Source organism: Janthinobacterium sp. HH104, from assembly GCF_001758715.1.
GTDB lineage: Bacteria > Pseudomonadota > Gammaproteobacteria > Burkholderiales > Burkholderiaceae_D > Janthinobacterium > Janthinobacterium aestuarii.
Map to the genome: position 1 here is coordinate 408,189 of NZ_LRIB01000013.1, position 21,455 is coordinate 429,643.

Here is a 21,455-nt window from a genome sequence, read left to right on the forward strand (position 1 = left end):
TCAGTCCTTCCGTGCCAGCACGGCTGCCGGCGCGGCGGGAGCGGGAGCGGCGGCGGGCGCGGCGAAGGTCACGCCGTGGCCAGGTTTCACGCCATCGAGCTTGGCGACGATGACTTTCGCGCCCGGCACTAGGCCGGACGTCACTTCCGCATAGCCTTCATCCTCGTTGCGCAAGCCCAGGGTGACGGGCTGGGCGACGACCTTGTTGTTGACCAGCGCATACACGACGGGGCCCTGTTTTTCATTGCGCACGGCCGTCAGGGGCACCAGCGGCGCCACGGGCGAGCGCTCGGTGACGATGCTGCCCTTGGCGAACATGCCGCCGCGCAGCGCGCCATCGCCATTGTCGACGGCGATGTAGACGAGCATGGCGCGCGAGCCGCTCTCGGTGGTGGGGTTGATGCGCGTGACCTTGCCGGCGAAGTCGCGCGCGCCGAAGCCGTCGACCTTGAAGTGCACATCCTGGCCCAGCTTGATCCGAGGGATTTCCGCGCTGGGCACGGGCGCTTCCAGGGTCAGCTGGGCCAGGTTGACGATGGTGTAGACGGGCATGTCGGGCGAGACTTTTTCGCCGGCCTGCAGGTGACGCTTGCTGACGATGCCGGCCATCGGTGCGCGGATTACCGTGTCGGCCACCGCGATGCGGGCGATGTCGAGCATGGCGGCGGCGGACTTGACGTTGGCGCGCGCCAGGTCGACGGAGTTTTGCGTCGTGTCGTAAGCCGTCTGCGAAATGTATTTTTGCTTGAGCAGCGCCTGGCTGTTCGCTTCATTCTTGCTGGCCATTGACAGGCGTGCCTGCGCTTCGTCGAGCATGGCTTGCTGCTGCGTCAGACGGGCGCGCTGGTCGGCCGCGTCCAGGCGCACGAGGATTTGCCCATTGGCTACGTGCTGGCCTTCCTGCAAGGTCGTTGCCTCGATCACGCCGGAAACCTTGGCCTTGATGGTGGCCTGGGTCACGGGCGCCAGCGAGCCGGACAGGGGCAGGCTGATACTGAGGGCGCGCGCATCGATGGCGGCCACGTCGCCCTGCGCCAGTTCATGCACGGGCGTCTTTTCCTGCTCCTTCTTCTTGCTCGCCTGCTGCTCGGCCGCCTTGGCGGCTTGCTGCTTCGATTGCATCACCGTCCAGCCGCCGCCGGCCAGGCCCAGCACGACGAGGATCAAGACGGGCGTGCGCCAGCGCCGGCGGCGCGTGGCGGCAAGGGGGGAGGCGGGGGGCAGGGTCTCGTTTTTCATAGGTTTTTTAGTCAGGAGCGGCGCAGGGGTTCGGCGCCAGGTCTCGGTGCGGCCGGCCTGCGGCAGGCCGGGGGAATTCGGGTAGCGCATCACCGTGGCGGCCGCAGACAGCACGCCTGCCGCTGCGGCCGTTCACGGCGATGCGCATGTTGCCACTTTAGGAAGATTCAAGCCGGGCCGCCATCGCCATGCGACAGATTGCACAAAATCGGGGCTGGAATGCAAAAAACGGCGACCGGAGACCACGGCCAGCATGCGCGCCATGTGCGTCACGATGCTTGCGCATCCTCAAGAAGCCGATTCCCCGGCGCGCAAGAATGGTCGGGATGGTTGCGCCACCGGACAGGCCATACGCCTACCGGTTGCCGCGCGGCCGCGCCACAGGGGGCCTGATGTCTGATCGGATTGCCGGAGCCGCCCCGTCGCCGGGCCGTTTGCTGGCCGCGGCCGAACCGCAGGCGGGGCCGGCCGGCAAGGCGCTCGATTTGCTGTCGATCATTGTTACCGCGATCGAACAGGCGCCCGGCCTGGCCGTGCGCGGCATCGACCGCGACGGCATGGTGCGCTACTGGAGCGCTGGCGCGGCGCGCCTGTATGGCGTGGCGGCCGAATTGGCGCTGGGCCAGCCGTGGGCCGCAGTGGCCGCCGCGCTGCCCTGCGCCGCCAGCGTGGCCGAGGCGGCGGCGGGCGAACTGACGGCCGTGTGGGAAAGCGGCAAGGCGCGCAGTACGCGCCTGTGGAAGCTCGCTGCAGACGGAGCCGCGCCGCGCTGCATCTGCTCCACCGTGTTTCCCGTCATCCAATCCGGGCGTGTGCGGCAAGTGGTCTGCGTCGATGTCGACATCACGGCCAGCGGCCACGACGGCGCCGCGCAGGGCGCCTTGTTGCTAATGGGCGACAATTTCCGCCAGCTGTACGAGAAATCGGCCGACGCCATCCTGCTGCTGCGCGACGAGCATATCGCCGAAGCGAATCCGGCCGCCATTGCCCTGTTCCGATGCGAAGACCGGCCACGGCTGCTGGGGCGCCGCCTCAGCGACTTTTCGCCCTTGCGCCAGCCCGATGGCGCATTGTCCTCGTTGCGCGGCACGCAGCTGGCGGCGCAAGCCCACGCCGACGGCAACTGCCGCTACGACTGGCGCTATCAGACGTGCACCGGCGAGCTGTTCTGGGGCGAAGTGCTGCTCACGTCCGTCACGCTCGACCACACCTATCTGTTTTATGCCGTGATCCGCGATATTTCTTCGCGCAAACTGGCCGAGCGGGCCCTGTACCTGTCGGCACAGGTGGTCGAACATGCGCGCGAAGCCATCGTCGTGATGGATCCGCAGCAGCGCGTCGTCAGCATGAATCCTGCGTACAGCGAGATCAGCGGCTACAGCCTGGACGATATGTTGGGCAAGCCTTTTGTGTTGCACGGCGTGGAGCCGGACGCGCCCGCGTTTTTCGACCATGTGTGGGATGAGGTCGAGGCGAACGGCTATTGGCAAGGCGACATCCTGGGCCAGCGCAAGGCGGGCGGGCGCTACCCGGCCTGGCTGTCGCTGACGGCCATCCGCGACCCGCAGGGGCAATTGAGCAATTACCTGGCCATCCTCAGCGATATCAGCGAGCGCAAGAAGAACGAGGAACACACGCGCCACCTGGCCGAGCACGATTTCCTCACCGACTTGCCGAACCGGGTGCTGCTGCTGGACCGGCTGTCGCTGGCGCTGGCGGCCGCGCGGCGCAAGCTGAGCATGCTGGCCATCCTGTACCTGGACCTCGACCACTTCAAGCACATCAACGACAGCATGGGCCACCACGTGGGCGACTTGCTGCTCAAGGAAGTGGCACGGCGCCTTGTGCGCTGCGTACGCGGCGTCGATACGGTCAGCCGGCATGGCGGCGACGAGTTTGTCATTATCCTGGCCGAGGTGGGCGGCATCGACCAGGTGGCCCACGTGGCGGCCAGCCTGCTGCATGCCGTGACGCAGGTGTACCAGCTGGGCGAATATGAACTGCACGTGTCGACCTCGATCGGCGTGGCCATCTTTCCCAGCGATGGCGACGGCATCGATACCCTCGTGCACAACGCCGACATCGCCATGTACCACGCGAAGGAGAACGGGCGTAACAATTTCCAGTTTTTCAATGCCGAAATGAATGCGCAAATCGTCGAGCGGGCTAGCCTGGAGCAGGGCTTGCGCGAGGCATTGGGCCGCGATGAATTCGTGCTCGAGTTCCAGCCCGCGCTCGATGTTGCCAGCGGGCAGATCCTCGGCGCCGAAGCGCTGCTGCGCTGGCGCCACCCGCAACTGGGCGTGCTGCCGCCCGAGCGCTTCATCGCCGTGGCCGAGGAATGCGGCTTGATGGTGTCGATCGGTAACTGGGTGCTGCGCCACGCCTGCTTGCGCGCACGGGCCTGGCACGATGCGGGCCATGCCTGGCGCGTAGCCGTGAATCTGTCGCCGGCGCAATGCCTGCACAATAATTTATTGCTCAGCGTACAAGAAGCGCTGGCCGCGTCCGGTTTGCCTGCCGCCAGCCTGGAACTGGAAGTGACGGAGGCCTTGCTGATGAAGGGCGGCGCGCGCCTGGCCGGCGTGCTGGCGCAGCTGCGTGCGCTGGGCGCCAGGCTGGCCATCGACGATTTCGGCACCGGCTATTCGCGCCTGGCCAATCTGCGCCATTACCCGGTGGACAAACTCAAGATCGACCCCTCGTTCCTGCCCGCCGTCGCGGACGGCGCGGCGGGCGAGTCCGACACGGCCGTCGCCGCCACCATCATCGCCATGGCGCGCGAGCTGCAATTGACGGTGATCGCCGAAGGCGTGGAAACGGCGCAGCAACTCGCGTATCTGCGGGGGCAGGGCTGCCAGCAATACCAGGGGCGCTTTGCCAGCGCGCAAGTCGAGGGCAGCGCGCTGGCGAGGTTGCTGCATTAGTTAATTAGTGGACATTTCCCAGCAGCCTGATGCGCGCCAGCACCTGGCCATGGTCGGATGCGTGCGGCAAGCCCAGCAGCAGATGGTCGTTGAGATACGTCACTTCCTGCAGCACGCCGATGGCGCGCGGCGAGGCTGGATGAAAATGTTCGGACACAAGGATGTGGTCGATCGTCATGTAGGCGCTGTCGTGGATATTCGTGTAGCCCACGTGGCGCAAGGCATCCTGGCGCAGCTGGATGGCGTTGGCGTCGTACAGGCGCGCGCGCATTTCCGGCATGTCACCATGCGGTTCGCACGGCGCGCCCGCGCCCATGACGATGGCCGTCGTGACGGCATTGGCGATGTCGTTGAAGTCGCCCAGCACGATGCGGGGACGGCCGCTATGGCCCAGTTCGCTTGCCAGCACGCGCAGGGCCACGGCCTCCGCGCCGCGCCGCTGCAGCGAGCGCAGGTTGGCCAGCGCGTAGGCGGCCGCATCGTTGCCATCGCCATGGCGGTAGTCGGGCCGGCGCGATTTCAAGTGCACGACGACCACGTCCGTGAGCTGCCCGCCAGGCAAGAGGACCTGCACGTGCAGGGGCGCGCGGGCGAAGCGGCAGGCGTTGTCCTCGGCGGAGTCGCTCACGCCGGCGGGAAAGTCCGCCCAGGCCACACCGGCGCCCACCAGCGGCAGGCGCGACACGAGCGCCACCGTGGGCAGCATGCGTCCGGCGGGGTCCATCGCATCGTAGCCGGCCACGGTGGCTTCGCGGTAATGGCGCGTGCGCGACAGCACGTCGCGCAGGGCCGCTTGCGAGAAAATTTCCTGGAAACCGATCACGTCGGCGTCGAGCAGGTCGATCTGCCGCGCCGTCCACTCCGCCTTGGCTGCGTATTGCGCCGGGCTCAACGGTTCCAGGTTGTCATACAATTTGGCCCCGGCGGGGGCAAGGTTGCAGACATTGAATGTGGCAAAGCGGATTTCTTCCTGCATAATTAGCACTCCTCACTGAACGATCAGCGTATCACGCATGGCTAAAAAAGAGCATATTTCCGAAACCCAGGCGACGCAGTTGCTGCGCAAGCATCAAGTTTCCTTCGACGAACACCCGTATCCGTACGAAGAGCACGGCGGCACCAGCGTGTCGGCGCGCGAACTTGGCGTGCCCGAGCACGATGTGATCAAGACCCTGGTGATGCAGGACGAGGCGGCCAAGCCGCTGATCGTGCTCATGCATGGCGATTGCAAGGTGTCGACCAAGAACCTGGCGCGCTCCATCGGCTGCAAATCCGTCGAGCCGTGCAAGCCCGACGTGGCGCAGCGCCATTCCGGCTATATGATCGGCGGCACCTCGCCGTTCGGCACCAAGAAAGCCATGCCCGTGTACGTGGAGCAATCGATCCTGGACTTGCCGCGCATCTACATCAATGGCGGACGGCGCGGTTTCCTCGTCTCGCTGGCGCCGCAGGTGCTTGTTGATTTGCTGCAAGCCAAGCCGGTGCAGTGCGCCTTGCAGGACTAAGAAAACCAGTCCCCGCCCTGTCCGTAGGCGGGGCGCTGGTGTATATTCTGCTGCGCCAGCCTCGATGCTGGTGTAATAAACACAATAAAGGGAAGAAATGAATCCAGTAATCACAACCGTGGCAATGACAGTGGCCGCTTACTTGCTCGGCTCGATATCGTTTGCCGTGGTGATGAGCAAGGTCTACGGCATTGCCGATCCGCGCACCTATGGCTCGAAAAATCCGGGCGCCACCAACGTGCTGCGCAGCGGCAACAAGGGTGCGGCCATCATGACCCTGCTGGGCGATGGCGCCAAGGGCTGGCTGGCCGTGTACCTGGCTGACCATTTTGCTGGCGCGCTGGGCGTGGGCGACATGGCCGTGGCCCTGGTGGCCATCGCCGTCTTCCTCGGCCATTTGTGGCCCGTGTTCTTCCGCTTCGTCGGCGGCAAGGGCGTGGCGACGGCTCTCGGCGTGCTGCTGGGCATCAATCCATGGCTGGGCCTGGCGACTTTGGCCACCTGGCTGATCATCGCCTACGCATTCCGCTATTCTTCGCTGGCAGCGCTGGTGGCGGCCCTGTTCGCGCCGTTTTACTATGGCTTGCTGTTCGGCGTCGATCCCATCTTGCTGTCCGTCATCGTCATGAGCGTGCTGCTGGCTTACCGCCACAGCCAGAACATCGCGAATTTGCTCTCTGGCAAGGAAAGCAAGATCGGCGGCAAGAAGGATGCGGCCAAGGCGCCCGCCAAGAAAAAGTAAAATGCCGGGGTCAGACCCGCCGGGTCTGACCCCAACCTTGCGGCGCCGCGCGGTGCGGCCGCCACCGACTCGCGCAAAGGCTGCCCACCATGACTGTTTCCACTCCCACTCCCGTCCGTATCGATTTCGTTTCCGACGTTTCCTGCCCCTGGTGCGTGGTCGGCCTGAAATCGCTGGAGCAGGCACTGGACAAGCTGCAAGACACCGTCCAGGCCGACATCCACTTCCAGCCTTTCGAGCTGAACGCCAATATGCCGCCCGAAGGCGAGGATATCGGCGAACACATCGCCCGCAAATACGGTTCCACTCCGGAACAGATGGCGCAATCGCGCGAAGCGATCCGGGCGCGCGGCGAACAGCTGGGCTTTACCTTCGCCATGGACAAGCGCGGCCGCATCTACAACACGTTTGATGCCCACCGTCTGCTGCACTGGGCCGCTCTGGAATGGCGGCAGAAGGAACTCAAGATGGCGCTGTTCGATGCCTATTTCACGCAAGGGCAGGATCCATCCTCGCACGAGGTGCTGCTGGCCGTGGCCGGCAAGGTGGGGCTCGACACCGTGAAAGCGGCCGACGTCCTGGCATCCGGCGCCTATGCGGACGAGGTGCGCGCGCAGGAACAGTTCTACCAGCAGAACGGCATCAACTCGGTGCCGGCCGTCATCATCAACGAGCGCCATTTGATTTCCGGCGGCCAGCCGCCTGAGGTGTTCGAGCAAGCCTTGCGCCAGATCATCGCCGGCGCCTGAACCAGGCGCCAATGGCGCGCGCCATGACGGTTAATTTCGGCTACACTCCGCAGTGAAGGAGGATAGCCAAATGCCAACAGCCCGCTGGAATGGCGCCGTCATCGCGCAAGCGACCGATGCGCAGGTGCAAGTCGTTGAAAACAATATATATTTTCCTTTGTCTGCGGTGACGCAGGACTACCTGCGTCCCAGCAGCCACACGAGCGTCTGCCCGTGGAAGGGCACGGCCAGCTATTATGACCTCGTCGTCGACGGCCAGGTCAATGCCAACGCGGCCTGGTATTACCCCCAGCCCAAGGATGCCGCCAAGCAAATTACCGGCCACGTCGCCTTCTGGCGCGGCGTCAGCGTCGAGCGCTGACACTTTCTTTCCATACTAAAAATCAATAGAAAGCAGACGATGGATTTACGCCTCGCCGTGTACCAACTCGCCTCGGCCCATGCGCTCGATGCCCAACAAACCCGGCAGTTGCAGGAAGTGGCCGGTTTCCAGCGCGAACCGGCGCGCCTGGCCTACTGGCTGCCGCGCGGCGTGGCCGTGCTGGGCGCCGCCTTGCTGGGCATGGGCCTGATCTGCTGGGTGGCCGCCAATTGGGAAGACTTCGGCCGCATGGGCCGCTTTGCCTTGCTGCAAGGCATGTTTGCCGCCGCCTGCGTGGGCGCGTTTGCCGTGCCCAAGGCGCGCGTTTCCTTGTTGCTGCTGGCCTTGCTGGCCATCGGCGGCCTGTTCGCGTATTTCGGCCAGACCTACCAGACGGGCGCCGATCCGTGGCAGCTGTTCGCCCTGTGGGCCGTGCTGGCCTTGCCCCTGTGTTTTGTCGCGCGCAGCGATGTGCTGTGGACGCCGTGGATGCTGGTACTGTCGACGGCCATCACGCTGTGGATGCAGGCCCATGTGCGCCATAGCTGGCGCATCGATTCGTCCGATCTGAGCATTTTCCTCAGCGGCTGGCTGGCCGTGCTGCTTGCTTGTGCGTTTGTCTCGCCCCTGCTGGCGCGCTGGACGGGCGCGGGCAGCTGGGCCCTGCGCCTGGGCCTGGTGCTGGCCACCATCCTCATCACGGGCACGGCCGTGAGCGCCCTGTTCGGCAATGAGATCGAGTCGCCGTACTGGGCCGGACTGGGCTTGCTGCTCGTCGCCGGCGTCCTGCTGGCCACCGGCCGGTTCTTTGACGTGTTCGGCTTGAGCGCCGTGGCGCTCGGTATCAACACCTTGCTGGTGGGAGGGCTGACGCACGTGCTGTTCAACGGGCATGGCGATGGCGTCGGCGCGCTGACCGTGCTGGGCTTGCTGGCCGCCGTGCTGCTGGCGCTGACCGTGCAAGGCATACTGTGGCGCACGCGCCGGGAGGCGGCATGAGCAATATCAATACTCAACGAACCGATGCGCTCGCCACCCTGATCGACGACGCCACGCGCGCGGGCCTGCTGCCGCCCAACGCCACCCGTCCCGTGCAGGATGTTCGGCCGTGGCCGCTGGTGCTGATGACGGCCTTCGGCGCCTGGCTGGCCGCCATTCCCCTGATGATTGCGCTGGGCGTGGGGCTGGAAAGCGTCGTGCGCCACGGTCCCGGCGCGTATGTCGTGGCCGCCATTGTGCTGGTCGTGGCCGTGCTGCTGATCCGCACGCGCGGCGTGGCGCTGTTCGTCGAACAACTGGCCGTGCCCTGCCTGCTCGTGGGCGGCGGCTTGCTCGGCTATGCCCTGTACCGCGACTATTCCACGCAGACGGCGTCGCTGCTGCTGTGCCTGGCGTGCCTGGTGGTGGCCGCCGCCTTGCCGCGCGACTGGCTGCGCGTGCTGCTGGGACTGGTCGCCTGCGGCTTGCTGGGGCTGGGCATCGTCGATAGCACGCGCGACTGGATTTTCGAGAACGACCCCACGGAACTGTATTTTGCCTGGATGCTGGCCCTGGCACTGTGGCTGGCCGCCCACTGGCTGCAGAAGCAAGCGTTCAACGATGGCCGCGGCGCGCCCGTCGCCGCCTTCCTGGAATCGCTGTCGACGGGGTGGGTCCTGGCGATCCTGCTGGGGCTGGTCTTCTGGTCCGGCATGACCTTCATGCTGGGCGGCGCGTTGGGCGGTGGCTTTGCCGGCGAAGTGGCGCGCGAAGTGACCCGGCACCAGGGTATTGCCTGGTATGCGCAGGCCTTGAATGGCGTGTCGCTCGTGCTGGCCGCGGCCGCTGCTGCCTGGACGGGGTGGCGCTGGCCCGCGCTGCGCCAGTTGCCCGCCATCGGCGTGGCGCTGGTGCTGATCGTGCTGGCGTGGTTCATGCCGGGGCTGGGTCCGGTGCTGCTGATCCTTGCGTATTGCGTGACGAGCGGGCGCTCGCGCGTGGCCGTGGCGGCCGTGCTGGCGGCGGCGTGGATCATCGGCAGCTTTTATTACCAGCTGGCCTGGCCGCTGGCCAGCAAGGCGGCGCTGCTGGCGATCGCGGGCGCCGTGCTGTGCGCGCTGTCGTGGCTGGCCACGCGCGGCGCCGTGCTGCACCTGGTGGAAAGCAAACCGGCGGGCGTGGCCCTCGAGCGCCGCGCCGTGCGCCTGGGCGTACTGGGCGGATTGCTGCTGGTGCTGCTGGTCGCCAATGGCGGCATCTGGCAAAAAGAGCAGCTGATTGCCAAGGGGGAAGCTGTCTTCGTGGCGCTGGAACCGGTCGATCCCCGCTCGCTGATGCAGGGCGACTACATGCGCCTCAATTTCGTCAACCTGGGTGTGCTGAGCACCCTGGCCAGCGTGGAGCGGGCGCCCGGCCGGCCGTTTGTCGTGGCCAGGCGCGATGCGCGCGGCGTGGCGGAACTGCTGCGCCCGTACACCAAAGAAGCGCTGGCACCCGGCGAATTCCTGCTCGAGCTGACGCCGAAGGATGGGAACTGGGTGCTGGTCAGCGATGCCTGGTTCTTCAAGGAAGGCGAAGCGGCGCGCTGGGAAAAGGCGCGCTATGGCGAGTTCCGCGTGCTGCCCGATGGCCGCGCCTTGCTGGTGGGCATGCGCGGGGAAGATTTACAGGCGCTGTAGCCGCTTGATTGAACAAACCCAATGGCAGAATCCGGGGTCGTAACCTGAGGGTACGACCCCAGCCTTTGCTCTTGGGGTGGCCGCATCCTGTAAAATTGCCCGATGGATAATATTACGCATTCGGTCATCGGCCTCGGGGTCGGCGAACTGGTACACCGCAGCCTGCCGCCCGAGCCGCAAGCCCCCGCACAGCGCACCCGGCGTGCGCTGTTTCTCTTTACAGCATGGTTTGCCAGCAACGCGCCCGATCTCGACCTGGTGCTGACCAAGTTGTTGCCACGCCCCTTCGGCTACATGCTGCACCACCGTGGCCACACGCACACCTTGCTGCTGGCCTTGCCCCAGGCGCTGCTCTTGCTGGCCTTGCTGTGGCTGCTATGGCCGGGTGCGCGCCGTCTGCTGAAGGAAAGCGTGCCCGCCCGCATCGGCCTGGCCGCTTGCCTGCTGCTGGGATTCTGCTTGCACATGAGCATGGATTTCCTCAATTCCTATGGCTTGCACCCGTTCTATCCGTTTGACAGCCGCTGGCTGTATGGCGACATGGTCTTCATTGTCGAACCGATGTTCTGGGTGCTGCTGGGCGTGCCAGTGATCATGTCTTTGCGTTACGGCATCGTCAAAAGCGTGCTGCTGGCGGGGCTGGCGGCGGCCCTGTGTTTCTTCACCTATAAAACCTATCTGGCGCCCGCCTCGCTGGCCGTGCTGCTGGGGCTGGGCGTGATCCTGGCCGTGCTGCAGGGACGGGCCGGCGAACGGGGACGCGGTCCATTGCTGCTGGCTTTCGCGCTGGCCGCCACCTTCATCGGTACGCAGGGCGTGGCGTCGGCCCTCGGCCGTACGCGCATCGAGGCGGCCGTGCAGCGGCTCGATCCCGGCACGCGCGTGTGGGACGTGTCGATGACGGCCTTCCCCAGCAATCCGCTGTGCTGGATCTATGTCTCGCTCGACAGCAAGACGGACGTGTACACCCTGCGGCGCGGCACCCTGAGCCTGCTGCCCGCATCGCTGGCGCCCGCCGCCTGCCCGGCCGGGCTGGCCGAGACGGGCAAGAAGGAGCAGCAACTGGCGCCCGGCATCGCCGTGTCCGCCCGGGCGGCGGGCAGCCTGGCCGCCTTGCGTGCCTTGCAGGAAGACAATTGCTATGTCGACGCCTGGTTCCGCTTTGCGCGCATGCCCAGGTTGAATGCGGACAAGCTGACGGACGTGCGTTTCAATCCTGGCATGCAGCCCAATTTCACGACCGTCGAATTGCAACAGTTCCGCAGCCGGCCATGCCCCGCCTATGTGCCGGGCTGGGACCGTCCCCGCGCGGACATGCTGGCGCCGCCGAAATAGAGAACGGCTGTGTTGCTTTTAGGCAAAAAATATCGCGGGTGCGCCTGTTTTGCCACGACCCAGCATGCAATAATTGCCAATTCGGCATGGATATCATTAAGTTAGGATTATTTTGGAAGAGCAGCACGCCTTACCGTATTTGCGAGAAACCCTGCTGTTTCTCGCCCTGGCCGGGATTTTTATCCCGCTATTGCAACGCCTGAAGGTCAACCAGGTGCTGGGCTTCCTGGCCGTGGGCGCCCTGTTCGGCCCGTTCGGCTTCGGCCTGTGGGCCGGCGATTTTACGTGGCTGACGTATTTCTCGTTCGTGCGGGCCGAGCAGGTGAGCGGCCTGGCCGAGCTGGGCGTGATGTTCTTGATGTTCATGATCGGCCTGGAGCTGTCGACGGAACGGCTGTGGGCGCTGCGGCGCTGGGTATTCGGCGCGGGCGTGGGGCAGGTGGCCGTCAGCGCTTGCCTGATCGGCGGCGTGGCCTACTACTTTGGCCTGTCGCTGGAAGCGTCCATCGTGCTGGGCCTGGTGCTGTCGCTGTCGTCGACGGCCGTCGTGATGCAGTTGCTGACCGATCAGCGCTCGCTGCAAACGCCGGCCGGACAGGCGGGTTTTTCCATCTTGATGTTCCAGGATTTGATGGTGGTGCCGCTGTTCATCCTGATCGACGTCTTCGCCAGCGGGCGCAGCGACGACCTGGCGTATCTGCTCAGCTTTGCGGCCGTGAAATCGGCGGGTGCCATACTGCTGATCTATCTGCTGGGACGCCGCGTGATCCGCCCGCTGTTCCAGTTCTTTGTCAAGAAGCACCAGCCCGACGTGTTCATGGCCCTGACCTTGCTCAGTACCCTGGGCATCGCCGGCCTGACGTATCTGGCGGGCCTGTCGATGGCGCTGGGCGCCTTGCTGGCCGGCCTGCTGCTGGCGGAAACGGAATTTCGCCACGAAGTGGAAGTGACGATCGAGCCCTTCAAGGGCTTGCTGATGGGACTGTTCTTCATGTCTGTGGGCATGCAGATCGACGTGCGCGAAATCCTCAAGTCGCCCGTGCTGATTCCCTTGGCCGTGCTGAGCCTGTTTGCGCTGAAGACCTTGGTCATCAGCGTGATTTTCCGCATCGGCGGCTTTCACTGGGGGCGCGCCGTGGAAACGGGCGTGCTGCTGGGGCAGGGCGGCGAATTCGCCTTCATCGTCGTCGCGTATGCGCTCGGTACCAAACTGATCGGCCCGCAGGTGGCGCAGTTCGTCATGCTGGTGGTGGGCCTGAGCCTGTTTGCCACGCCGGCGCTGGCCAAGGCGGCGCGCGCGTTCGGCAACTGGTGGGAACAGCGCCACCACCATCAGCTGGCCGACCTGGCGCATGGCGCGCTGCCGCCGCAGGGCAGCACCGTCATCATTGCCGGTTTCGGCCGGGTGGGGCAGTTGCTGGCCAAGGTGCTGACGGAGCAGGATATTGCCTATGTGGCGATTGAAAACGATGCGCGCCTGGTGACGACCCTGCATCCGCGCGGTTTCCCCGTGTATTTCGGCGATGCGTCGCGCGCGGAACTGTTGCAAAAAGTAAATGCGGACCGGGCCGCCGCCGTCGTGCTGACGATGGACCATGCGGCCTCCGTGCTGCATGCCGTGAAATCGATCCGCCGCGAATATCCGCAGCTGCCCGTGTATGCGCGGGCCCGTGACGAGGCGCATGCCGTGGCCCTGATACTGGCGGGCGCCACCCTGGTCGTGCCCGAGGCGCTGGAGTCGGCGCTGCAGCTGACGGCCACGGTATTGCACGAGGTAGGCCTGTCGGAAGCGCGCACGACGGACATCGTGCAAGCCGAGCGCGACCGGCGCAATGCCGTGCTGCTGGCGAAAAAGCTGTCATAGTGCTGCCGTAGCGCAACAGTGCGTGTCGCCGTGCTTTGTCAATTATCTATACAATAATAGTATATGAGCACATCAACCACATGAAAGCCGCGACGAAAAGCGGAGCGGCGCCCCTGACGCCGCAGCAGCTGGCGGCGCAGGAAACGCAGCAAAAATTTGGCAAGCCCGAGCGGGGCTGGCGCGAGAAGGTGTACACCGTCATCTTCGAGGCGGAAACGCGCACGGGCCGCGCCTTCGATTTGCTGCTGATCGCCGCCATCCTGATCAGCGTGACGGTGGTCGTGCTCAGCAGTGTCGCCTCTGTGGCCGAGCGCTATGGCACCTGGCTGACGGCGCTCGAATGGTTTTTCACGATTTTATTCACCATCGAATACTTCGCCCGCCTGGCGTGCCTGCAGCATCCGGTGCGCTACGCCAAGAGTTTCTTCGGCGTTATCGACTTGCTGGCCATCGTGCCAACCTACATCGGCTTGCTGTTGCCGGGCGCGCACGTACTGATCGACGTGCGCATTTTGCGCCTGCTGCGCATGTTCCGTATCCTCAAGCTCACGTCGTATGTGCATGAATACACGGTGCTGGGGCGGGCCTTGCTGGCCAGCCGGCGCAAGATCCTCATCTTCCTGTCGTTCGTCATGATGGTAGTCTTTCTGCTGGGCACAGTGATGTATGTGGTGGAAGGGCCGGAAAACGGTTTCAGCAGTATCCCCACGTCGATATACTGGGCCATCAGCACCATGACCACGGTGGGTTTCGGCGATATCACGCCGAAGACCGACATCGGCCGCACCATCGCCTCGCTGATGATGTTGCTGGGCTGGGGCATCCTGGCAGTGCCCACCGGCATTATCAGCGCCGAGATGACGGTACAGCGCAGCTCCAAGCTGGTCACCACGCGTACCTGCCCCACGTGCCTGAAAGAAGGGCTCGACGACGATGCCAATTTCTGCAAGAACTGCGGTGTCGCATTGCCACCGCTGGCCCGCGATTAGCGCCTGAACCCTTCATCCACCGTTTTTACTTTACTTTTTTAAGGCCAACATGATTCCAGTTCGCCTGATCGCGACGGGCAAGGCCGTGCCGTCGCACAGCGTTACCTCCGCCAGCCTGGACCTGAAACTGGGTCATCCGACCGGCTACACCTTGCGCAAGAGCGGCGTGCTGTCGCGCTTTGTCGCCGCGCCCGACGAATCGCAAAGCCAGCTGGGCGCCGCCGCCCTGCTCGACGCGCTGAAAAATGCCAGCCTGCGTCCAGCCGACATCGATCTTCTGATCTGCGCCTGCGGCGTGCCCGAGCAGGCGTTGCCGAACACGGCCTGCTTCGTGGCCGAACATGCGGGCTTGCCGCCTGGCACGCAAAGCTTCGATGTCAACGCCAGCTGCCTCAGTTTCATGGCTGCCTTCCGCGTGGCCGCGTCCATGCTGGCCGGCGGCGCCTATCGGCGCATCGCCATCGTCTCGTCCGACCTCGCGTCGCGCGGGGTCGACTGGAGCGAGCCGGAAGCGTCGATGATCTTTGGCGACGGCGCCGCCGCCGTCATCGTCGAGCGGGGCGACGGCAGCGCGGGTATCCGCGCCTACAAGATGGGCACGTATCCGGAAGGGCGGCGCTACTGCGAAATCCGCGGCGGCGGTACCGAGCGCAACCCGCGCAACGGCTGCGAACCGGGCGACTATCTGTTCCGCATGGATGGCAAGGCCGTGTTCCGCCTGGCCGTCAAAGTGATGCCGGATTTCCTGGCGGAATTGATGCAGGAATCGGGCGCGGGACTGGACAAGGTCGACGTCGTCGTGCCGCACCAGGCCAGCCCGCTGGGCCTCGCGCATGCGGCGCGCATCCTCGACGTTCCCGATGCTAAAATCATCAAGATCTTTGAAACGCATGGCAACCAGGTGGCCGCGTCCTTGCCCACCGCCCTGCACGAGGCGGTGATGACGGGGCGCGCCGTGGCAGGCCAGCGTTTGCTGATGATGGGCACGGCCGCTGGCCTGACCATCGGCGGCATGATACTTGACCTGTGAAGGTGGTGTGATGAGGCGGATACTGGTCACGGGAGCGACGGGCGGGCTGGGGCGCAATGCCGTGCGCACCCTGCTGGCGCAGGGCGTGGAAGTGCGCGCCACGGGCCGCAACGCCGCCGTGGGCCGCGAACTCGAACGCATGGGCGCGCAATTCGTCGCGCTCGACCTGGCGCAGGCCACGCCGCGCCAGGTCGACGAACTCGTGCGCGGCATGGACACCGTCTGGCACTGCGCTGCGCTGTCGTCGCCCTGGGGCGCGGAACGCGACTTCATCGCCGCCAATGTCACGGCCACGGCCCAGCTGCTGCGCGCGGCCGCCAGCCTGCACGTGGCGCGCTTCGTGCACATCTCCACCCCGGCCATCTATTTCGACTACCGCAACCGCTACGAGGTGCCGGAAACCTTCCGCCCCGACGCCTTCGTCAACGCCTACGCGCGCAGCAAGGCGATGGCGGAAAAACTGGTGCAGGAATGCGTCGACCGCCAGCGCGGCATGACGTGCGTGATCCTGCGACCGCGCGCCATCTTCGGCCCGCACGACCAGGTCCTGATCCCGCGCCTGGCGAGGGTGCTGCAGGAGCGCGGCGGCAAGCTGCCGCTGCCCAATGGCGGCGCGGCCACCATCGACGTCACCTATGTCGACAACGTCGTGCATGCGATGTGGCTGGCCACCGTGCACAAGACCATCGCTTCGGGCGCCGCCTTCAACATCACGAATGGCGAGCCGGCGCGTCTGTGCGACATCTTGCGCACCTTGTTTTGCGGCCATCTGCAGCAGCCGTTCGAGATCGTCAGCGTGCCTTACCGCGTGCTGGCGGTAGTCGCGCGCCTGATGCAGTTCGCCTCGCGCTTCACGCGCCGCGAACCGTCGCTGACGCCCTACAGCATCGGCGCGCTCAGTTTCGACATGACGCTCGATAACGCCAAGGCGCGCAAGGTGCTCGGCTACCGCCCCATCGTCAGCCTGCAGGACGGCATCGCCCGCACGGCGCAGTGGATGCGCCAGGAAGCGGCGGCGCACAAGGTGGGCAAGGAGCGCAATGGCTAGCATCACCGCGTTTCGCGTCGGTCATTGCACGCATCCTTCGTGCATGGTCCTGAAAGGCAGCGGGCTGGCCAGCCGCTGCTTCCCTTCGCGCGCCTACCTGATCGAAACGCGCGCGGGCCTGTACTTGTGGGACACGGGTTACGCCGAGCACTTCCGCGCCGCCACGTCGAAAGGCGTGTACCGCATGTATGCATGGGTGACGCCGATTTTCTTCGACGAGAACGAGTCGCTGCAGGGCCAGCTGCGCGCGCATGGCGTCTCGCCCGGCGACATCCACACCCTGCTGCTGTCGCACTTCCACGCCGACCATATCGCCGGCATGCGCGACTTTCCCGGCGCGCGCCTGATGGCGTCCAAGACGGGCTGGGACGCCGTGCGCGGACTGTCCGGCGTAGCCGCCGTGCGCCAGGCCTTCGTGCCCGAGCTGCTGCCTGCCGACATTGCCGACCGCCTCGCCTTTGTGGAAAGCGTGCCCGAAACGGCCCTGCCGGCGGCCCTGCTGCCGTTTACACACGGGCGCGACGTCAGCGGCACGGGCGAGATTTACATCGTCGACTTGCCCGGCCACGCCATCGGCCATCTGGGCGCCTTCGTGCTGCAGGACGGCGGCTGGACCCTGCTGGCGTCGGACGCGGCCTGGGTGCCGGAAAGTTTCCAGCAGCTGCGCGGACCGTCGGAACTGTCCTTCATCATCCAGCACAAGCGCGCGCCGTACTATGCCACCCTGAACCGCCTGCACCAGCTGCATCGCTCGGGCAATGCGCAGATCCGCATCACGCATGAAGACACGGTTGACTATATTGCCGTGGCGGGCCGCCCGTGAAGCGTATTTTTTGGTTGTTGCTGTCGTACTGGCGCACGCGCCGCCTGCGTTTCACGAGCCGCGCGCAGCTGGCCGCCTACCAGCAGCGGCAGCTGGCCCGTTTCATCGATGTGCTGTGCGCGCGCAGCCGCTACTTTGCCCCATACCGCAACTTGCCGCTCGATGCCTGGCCGACCATGAACAAGGCGCTGATGCTCGAGCATTTCGATGCGATGAACACGCAAGGGGTGACGCTGGCGCAGGCGATGGATGCGGCCATGGCGGCCGAGCATAGCCGCGACTTCACGCCGGCCGTGGGCGACATCACGGTGGGCCTGTCGTCGGGTACCTCGTCGCGGCGCGCCGTGTTTACCGTCAGCCCCCGCGAAAAGGCGCAATGGGCGGGCGTGATGCTGGCCAAGGCGCTGCCCGACGGCCTGTTTTCCGGCGAAAGAGTCGCGCTGTTCCTGCGCGCGAACAGCAATCTGTACACGGCCGTGCGTTCGCCGTGGCTGACCTTTGCGTTTTACGATCTGTTCGAACCGTTCGATGCGCTGTGCGCGCGGCTGGCGCAATACCGGCCATCCGTCATCGTCGCGCCGGCCCAGGTGCTGCGCCAGCTGGCCCTGCGCGTCATCGACGGCAGCCTGGCGCTGGCGCCGAAAAAAGTCATCTCCGTGGCCGAAGTGCTGGAAGCGCAGGACCGCACGCTGATCGTGCAGGCGTTTGGCGCCGTGCATGAAATCTACCAGGCCACCGAGGGTTTCCTTGCCAGCAGCTGCGAGCACGGCGTGCTGCACCTGAACGAAGAATACGTGCACATCGAGCCGCAGTGGCTCGATGCGGAACAACGGCGCTTCGTACCCGTGATTACGGACTTTACGCGCATCACGCAGCCCATCGTGCGCTACCGCCTGGACGATATCCTGATCGCGCGCGCCGCGCCATGCCCGTGCGGCCGCGCCACGCGCGCCATCGATGGCATCGAAGGGCGCTGCGACGACATGTTGCTGCTGCCATCTGTGCAAGGCGGCTCACCGGTCGCCGTGTTTGCCGACGTGCTGACGCGCGCGTTTGCGCAAGCCTTGCCGGCCGATGCCGATTACCGCCTGGTGCAAACGGGCGAAGCTGCCCTGCAGCTGCATGCGGCGCTGGACGATGCCGGCCTGGCCGCCCTGCGCACGCACCTGGCAACGGTGCTGCAGGGCCTGGGCGTGGCTGTCGATAGCCTCGCCTGGACGGCGAGCAGCGAACTGCCTCCCTTTGACCCCACCATGAAACGGCGCCGCATCCGGCGCCTTGCCACCGCATGAAATCTGTAGACACCATGACGCTGTATTCCCGCCTGCTGCACTTGCTGGCTGGCTGGGGCAGCGTCGGCCTCGTGTATTTTTCCAGCGATTTGCTGCAAGGGCAGGGGGTACTGCTGCCCGAAACGGCCATCGACCGCGCCATCCCCTACAGCGACTCTGCCATCTGGCTGTACCTGTCCTTCTTCATCCTGATCCCGTACGCCTACCTGGCTGCCGATGCGGCCCGCGTGCGCTGGCTGGCGCGCGCCATGGCGCTTTCTGCCGTCCTGTGCGGGGTGGTCTTCCTGCTGTACCCGACCACGCTCGCCTACCCGCCCGTGGGCGAGGGCAATGCGTGGAGCACGCAGGCGCTGCGCATGCTGCAGGCGGCGGACTCCACGCAAAACTGCCTGCCGTCGCTGCACGGCGCCCTGACCCTGCTGTGCGTATGGGCCGTGTGCGCCAAACGCCACCTGGTTCGTTCCGCGCTGGCCGTGGTGCTGGGCGTGGCTATCTGCTACGCCATCATCGCGCTGCGCCGGCACGTCAGCATCGACCTGGCCGCCGGCCTGTTTGTTGGCATCGCTGGCGGCATGCTGGCGAAAATGCAGGTATCCTTGGCTGCCCGCCGCGCCGTTTCCATCAAAACCGCACCATGATGAATCCATTTGCCCTGTCGTTCCTGATCATGCTGGCCTTCGTGCTGGCCGAACTGCTGATACTCAAATGGGTACGCAAGACGCCCGTGCCGTGGAAGGACGTGATCTTCAATCTCAATTCCGGCCACATCCTGATGTGGGTGTTCCGCGGCGTGGAAGTGGCGGCCTTCGCCCTGCTGCTGCGCCATGTGAACCTGCACGTCGTCGACCAGTGGCCCGTGGCGGCGCAATGGGTGTTCGCCTTTTTTGCCTGGGACCTGTGCTTTTACTGGATGCACCGGCTGCACCATAAAATCCCGCTGCTGTGGGCCGTGCACGTGGTGCACCACCAGGGCGAGCATTTCAACCTGTCGCTGGGCGTGCGCAATTCCTGGTATTCGTCACTGACGAATTTCCCCTTCATCGCCATCCTGGCTGTGCTGGGCGTGCCGCTGGAAATCTTCCTTGTCGTCTCGTCGCTGCATTACACGGTGCAGTTCTACAACCACAATGCGCTGGTGAACAAGTCCGGCATCCTCGATCGTTTCATGGTCACGCCCTCGCACCACCGCGTGCATCACGGCACGGATAAACGCTATATCAACCGCAATTTCGGCGGCACCCTGCTGCTGTGGGACAGGCTGTTCGGCAGCTTCCAGCCCGAACTCGAGGGCGTGGAAATGCGCTATGGCGTGAAGGGCATGACACCCACGCACAACCCGCTGCTGGCCAGCAACGGGAAATTGTTCAAATGGCTGCGCGCGCGTTTCCCCCACTGGCAGTCGCGCGGCACTTTCCACGTGCCCGAGCTGTTCATCGGCACGGGCGGCGTGATCCTGTTCGGCCTCGTGATCTATTACGTCAACCATGAAGCGGTGCTGGCTGGCGCGCAGCAGGCGATCCTGTTCGCGCTGATCTTCGGCGGCACCCTGGCGCTGGGCGGCCTGTCCGACGCGCGCCGCTGGGGCGCCATCGCCTGGGTGGCCATCGCGCTGGCCATGCCAGCCCTGTATATGGGCTGGTATGGCGTGCGCGACGTGTGGGGCATGGTCTTCCTGGCCGCGCTGCTGGCGCATGGCCTCGATGGCGCGCGCCGCCTGTGGTGGCCGGCGGCAGCGGGGACGCGCGCGTGACGCAGCCTGTGCCTTCGCTGCCGCCGCTGCGCTTTCAGCCAGCCCGCGATTCGGCCTTCCGCCGCGAATTGCGCGCCCGCGCCGACGCTTACCTGGCGGATGAAGGAACGCACCGCTTCGGCGACGCGCGCCTGCATGCGAAAACCGTGTTCCTGGCCGCGCTGACGGTGGGCCTGTATGCGCTGGCGTTGAATGCTGGCAGCACCTGGCCGTTTGTCGCCAGCTATGTCGCTTGCCTGGTCGCGGCCATGGCGCTGGCCATGAATACCTTGCACGATGCCGCCCACAGCGCCGTCTTCCGCCGGGGCTTCCTGAACCGCGTGCTGATACGCCTTGTAGGCTTGCCCGTGGGCGTGGACACGGATTTCTGGACCATCCGCCACGTGCACTTTCATCACACGTATGCGAACGTGGAAGGCTATGACCTCGATACGGAGCCGAACCCCTTCCTGCGCCAGACGCCGTACCAAAGCTGGTCGCCGCAATACCGCTATCAATACCTGTACTGGCCCGTGGTGGCGGCCCTGTCGCTGCCGTACCTGAACTGGTATGGCGACTGGCTGGACCGCTTCGGCAAGACGCCCGTGGCCGCGCACAGCCGGCTGCAGGGCTGGCGCGGCTGGCTGTCGTTCCTAGGCTGGAAGCTGGGCCACGTGGCGCTGGTGCTGGCGCTGCCCATGTGGGTGCTGCAGCAACACGGCATCGGCTGGGGCGTGGTGCTGGGCGCGTATTTCCTGGGCCAAATGATCGCCTCGTGCGCGCTGGTGGCGCTGATCCTCGGTACGCACTGGGCCGAAGTGGAATTCTTTCAGCCGGGCGCGGACGGCACCTTGCCGCACGACTGGTACCAGCACACGTTTTATACGGCCTGCGACTGGACGCCGAAACCGCGCGCGCTGCGCTGGCTAGGCTATTGGCTGGGCGGCTTGAACCTGCACCTCACGCATCACCTGTTCCCCACCTGGAATCACCGCCACTACCCGGCGCTGGCGCGCATCCTGGCCGAACTGGCGCCGCGCCACGGCCTCGTCTACCGCGAACTCGGCTACGGCCAGCTGCAAGAGTCGCAGCAGCAGTTCCTGCGCGCCATGGGCCAGCCGCCCGCCCGCACCTGACGAATCGTGCTTGACTCGGTTTCCGTTCC

General features: G+C 65.4%; 19 protein-coding genes. 17 read left to right on the forward strand and 2 right to left on the reverse strand.

Going from position 1 to position 21,455, the window contains the following annotated elements; genetic code table 11:
- A complete protein-coding gene (locus JAB6_RS02720) occupies nt 1–1,239 on the reverse strand; it encodes an efflux RND transporter periplasmic adaptor subunit (RefSeq protein ID WP_070301266.1) in 1,239 nt (412 codons plus the stop codon).
- Between the two features lie 392 nt (nt 1,240–1,631).
- On the opposite strand from JAB6_RS02720, the gene JAB6_RS02725 reads away from it, so the two are divergent.
- Nucleotides 1,632–4,166: an EAL domain-containing protein gene (locus JAB6_RS02725; RefSeq protein ID WP_070301478.1), complete on the forward strand. Its 2,535-nt coding sequence runs from the start codon at nt 1,632–1,634 to the stop codon at nt 4,164–4,166.
- 4 nt (nt 4,167–4,170) lie between these two features.
- Here JAB6_RS02725 and JAB6_RS02730 read toward each other — a convergent pair whose 3' ends face one another.
- Complete coding sequence (locus tag JAB6_RS02730) at nt 4,171–5,142, reverse strand: endonuclease/exonuclease/phosphatase family protein (RefSeq protein ID WP_070301267.1); 972 nt, start codon at nt 5,140–5,142, stop codon at nt 4,171–4,173.
- A 37-nt stretch (nt 5,143–5,179) separates the two neighbouring features.
- Between JAB6_RS02730 and ybaK the strand changes: the two genes are divergently transcribed.
- The 16 genes from ybaK to JAB6_RS02810 all read left to right on the forward strand — a co-directional run bounded on the left by ybaK (nt 5,180) and on the right by JAB6_RS02810 (nt 21,426).
- Nucleotides 5,180–5,671: a Cys-tRNA(Pro) deacylase gene (gene ybaK, locus JAB6_RS02735; protein ID WP_070301268.1), complete on the forward strand. Its 492-nt coding sequence runs from the start codon at nt 5,180–5,182 to the stop codon at nt 5,669–5,671.
- Between the two features lie 97 nt (nt 5,672–5,768).
- Nucleotides 5,769–6,413 (forward strand): glycerol-3-phosphate 1-O-acyltransferase PlsY, encoded by a 645-nt coding sequence (gene plsY, locus JAB6_RS02740; protein WP_254671419.1) that lies wholly within the window; start codon nt 5,769–5,771, stop codon nt 6,411–6,413.
- 89 nt (nt 6,414–6,502) lie between these two features.
- Entirely contained in the window at nt 6,503–7,162 is a 660-nt protein-coding gene (locus tag JAB6_RS02745; RefSeq protein ID WP_070301270.1) for a DsbA family oxidoreductase, read from the forward strand.
- Nucleotides 7,163–7,232: 70 nt separating this feature from the next.
- Nucleotides 7,233–7,523, forward strand: coding sequence for a DUF427 domain-containing protein (locus tag JAB6_RS02750; RefSeq protein WP_070301271.1), 291 nt, complete (start codon nt 7,233–7,235; stop codon nt 7,521–7,523).
- 39 nt (nt 7,524–7,562) lie between these two features.
- Nucleotides 7,563–8,522: a DUF2157 domain-containing protein gene (locus JAB6_RS02755; protein ID WP_070301272.1), complete on the forward strand. Its 960-nt coding sequence runs from the start codon at nt 7,563–7,565 to the stop codon at nt 8,520–8,522.
- A complete protein-coding gene (locus tag JAB6_RS02760) occupies nt 8,519–10,180 on the forward strand; it encodes a GDYXXLXY domain-containing protein (protein WP_070301479.1) in 1,662 nt (553 codons plus the stop codon). Before JAB6_RS02755 ends, JAB6_RS02760 begins: the two co-directional genes overlap by 4 nt.
- Before the next feature lie 102 nt (nt 10,181–10,282).
- A complete protein-coding gene (locus tag JAB6_RS02765) occupies nt 10,283–11,515 on the forward strand; it encodes a metal-dependent hydrolase (protein WP_070301273.1) in 1,233 nt (410 codons plus the stop codon).
- A gap of 112 nt (nt 11,516–11,627) precedes the next feature.
- On the forward strand, nt 11,628–13,379 hold the full coding sequence (locus JAB6_RS02770) for a cation:proton antiporter (protein WP_034746925.1): 1,752 nt from the start codon (nt 11,628–11,630) through the stop codon (nt 13,377–13,379).
- 80 nt (nt 13,380–13,459) lie between these two features.
- Nucleotides 13,460–14,368 carry an ion transporter gene (locus JAB6_RS02775; protein ID WP_070301274.1) on the forward strand — a complete coding sequence of 303 codons (909 nt, stop codon included), beginning with the start codon at nt 13,460–13,462 and terminating at the stop codon, nt 14,366–14,368.
- Between the two features lie 49 nt (nt 14,369–14,417).
- The gene (locus JAB6_RS02780) at nt 14,418–15,398 is read left to right on the forward strand and encodes a 3-oxoacyl-[acyl-carrier-protein] synthase III C-terminal domain-containing protein (RefSeq protein ID WP_070301275.1); all 981 of its coding nucleotides are present in this window, start codon (nt 14,418–14,420) and stop codon (nt 15,396–15,398) included.
- 10 nt (nt 15,399–15,408) lie between these two features.
- On the forward strand, nt 15,409–16,446 hold the full coding sequence (locus JAB6_RS02785; RefSeq protein ID WP_070301276.1) for an NAD(P)-dependent oxidoreductase: 1,038 nt from the start codon (nt 15,409–15,411) through the stop codon (nt 16,444–16,446).
- The gene (locus tag JAB6_RS02790; protein WP_070301277.1) at nt 16,439–17,269 is read left to right on the forward strand and encodes an MBL fold metallo-hydrolase; all 831 of its coding nucleotides are present in this window, start codon (nt 16,439–16,441) and stop codon (nt 17,267–17,269) included. Before JAB6_RS02785 ends, JAB6_RS02790 begins: the two co-directional genes overlap by 8 nt.
- On the forward strand, nt 17,266–18,561 hold the full coding sequence (locus JAB6_RS02795) for a F390 synthetase-related protein (RefSeq protein ID WP_070301278.1): 1,296 nt from the start codon (nt 17,266–17,268) through the stop codon (nt 18,559–18,561). The genes JAB6_RS02790 and JAB6_RS02795 overlap by 4 nt, the downstream gene beginning before the upstream one ends.
- A gap of 14 nt (nt 18,562–18,575) precedes the next feature.
- Nucleotides 18,576–19,199, forward strand: coding sequence for a phosphatase PAP2 family protein (locus JAB6_RS02800; protein ID WP_070301279.1), 624 nt, complete (start codon nt 18,576–18,578; stop codon nt 19,197–19,199).
- Entirely contained in the window at nt 19,196–20,311 is a 1,116-nt protein-coding gene (locus tag JAB6_RS02805; RefSeq protein ID WP_083292488.1) for a sterol desaturase family protein, read from the forward strand. Before JAB6_RS02800 ends, JAB6_RS02805 begins: the two co-directional genes overlap by 4 nt.
- Nucleotides 20,308–21,426: an acyl-CoA desaturase gene (locus JAB6_RS02810; RefSeq protein WP_254671422.1), complete on the forward strand. Its 1,119-nt coding sequence runs from the start codon at nt 20,308–20,310 to the stop codon at nt 21,424–21,426. The genes JAB6_RS02805 and JAB6_RS02810 overlap by 4 nt, the downstream gene beginning before the upstream one ends.
- Nucleotides 21,427–21,455: the final 29 nt, after the last annotated feature.

Coding starts and splice junctions, on each gene's coding strand:
- JAB6_RS02720 (WP_070301266.1), bottom strand. CDS start 1,239: ATGAAAAACGAGACCCTGCCCCCCGCCTCCCCCCTTGCCGCCACGCGC.
- JAB6_RS02775 (WP_070301274.1), top strand. CDS start 13,460: ATGAAAGCCGCGACGAAAAGCGGAGCGGCGCCCCTGACGCCGCAGCAG.
- JAB6_RS02790 (WP_070301277.1), top strand. CDS start 16,439: ATGGCTAGCATCACCGCGTTTCGCGTCGGTCATTGCACGCATCCTTCG.
- JAB6_RS02730 (WP_070301267.1), bottom strand. CDS start 5,142: ATGCAGGAAGAAATCCGCTTTGCCACATTCAATGTCTGCAACCTTGCC.
- JAB6_RS02765 (WP_070301273.1), top strand. CDS start 10,283: ATGGATAATATTACGCATTCGGTCATCGGCCTCGGGGTCGGCGAACTG.
- JAB6_RS02800 (WP_070301279.1), top strand. CDS start 18,576: ATGACGCTGTATTCCCGCCTGCTGCACTTGCTGGCTGGCTGGGGCAGC.
- JAB6_RS02755 (WP_070301272.1), top strand. CDS start 7,563: ATGGATTTACGCCTCGCCGTGTACCAACTCGCCTCGGCCCATGCGCTC.
- JAB6_RS02780 (WP_070301275.1), top strand. CDS start 14,418: ATGATTCCAGTTCGCCTGATCGCGACGGGCAAGGCCGTGCCGTCGCAC.
- JAB6_RS02725 (WP_070301478.1), top strand. CDS start 1,632: ATGTCTGATCGGATTGCCGGAGCCGCCCCGTCGCCGGGCCGTTTGCTG.
- JAB6_RS02785 (WP_070301276.1), top strand. CDS start 15,409: ATGAGGCGGATACTGGTCACGGGAGCGACGGGCGGGCTGGGGCGCAAT.
- ybaK (WP_070301268.1), top strand. CDS start 5,180: ATGGCTAAAAAAGAGCATATTTCCGAAACCCAGGCGACGCAGTTGCTG.
- JAB6_RS02805 (WP_083292488.1), top strand. CDS start 19,196: ATGATGAATCCATTTGCCCTGTCGTTCCTGATCATGCTGGCCTTCGTG.
- JAB6_RS02760 (WP_070301479.1), top strand. CDS start 8,519: ATGAGCAATATCAATACTCAACGAACCGATGCGCTCGCCACCCTGATC.
- plsY (WP_254671419.1), top strand. CDS start 5,769: ATGAATCCAGTAATCACAACCGTGGCAATGACAGTGGCCGCTTACTTG.
- JAB6_RS02745 (WP_070301270.1), top strand. CDS start 6,503: ATGACTGTTTCCACTCCCACTCCCGTCCGTATCGATTTCGTTTCCGAC.
- JAB6_RS02750 (WP_070301271.1), top strand. CDS start 7,233: ATGCCAACAGCCCGCTGGAATGGCGCCGTCATCGCGCAAGCGACCGAT.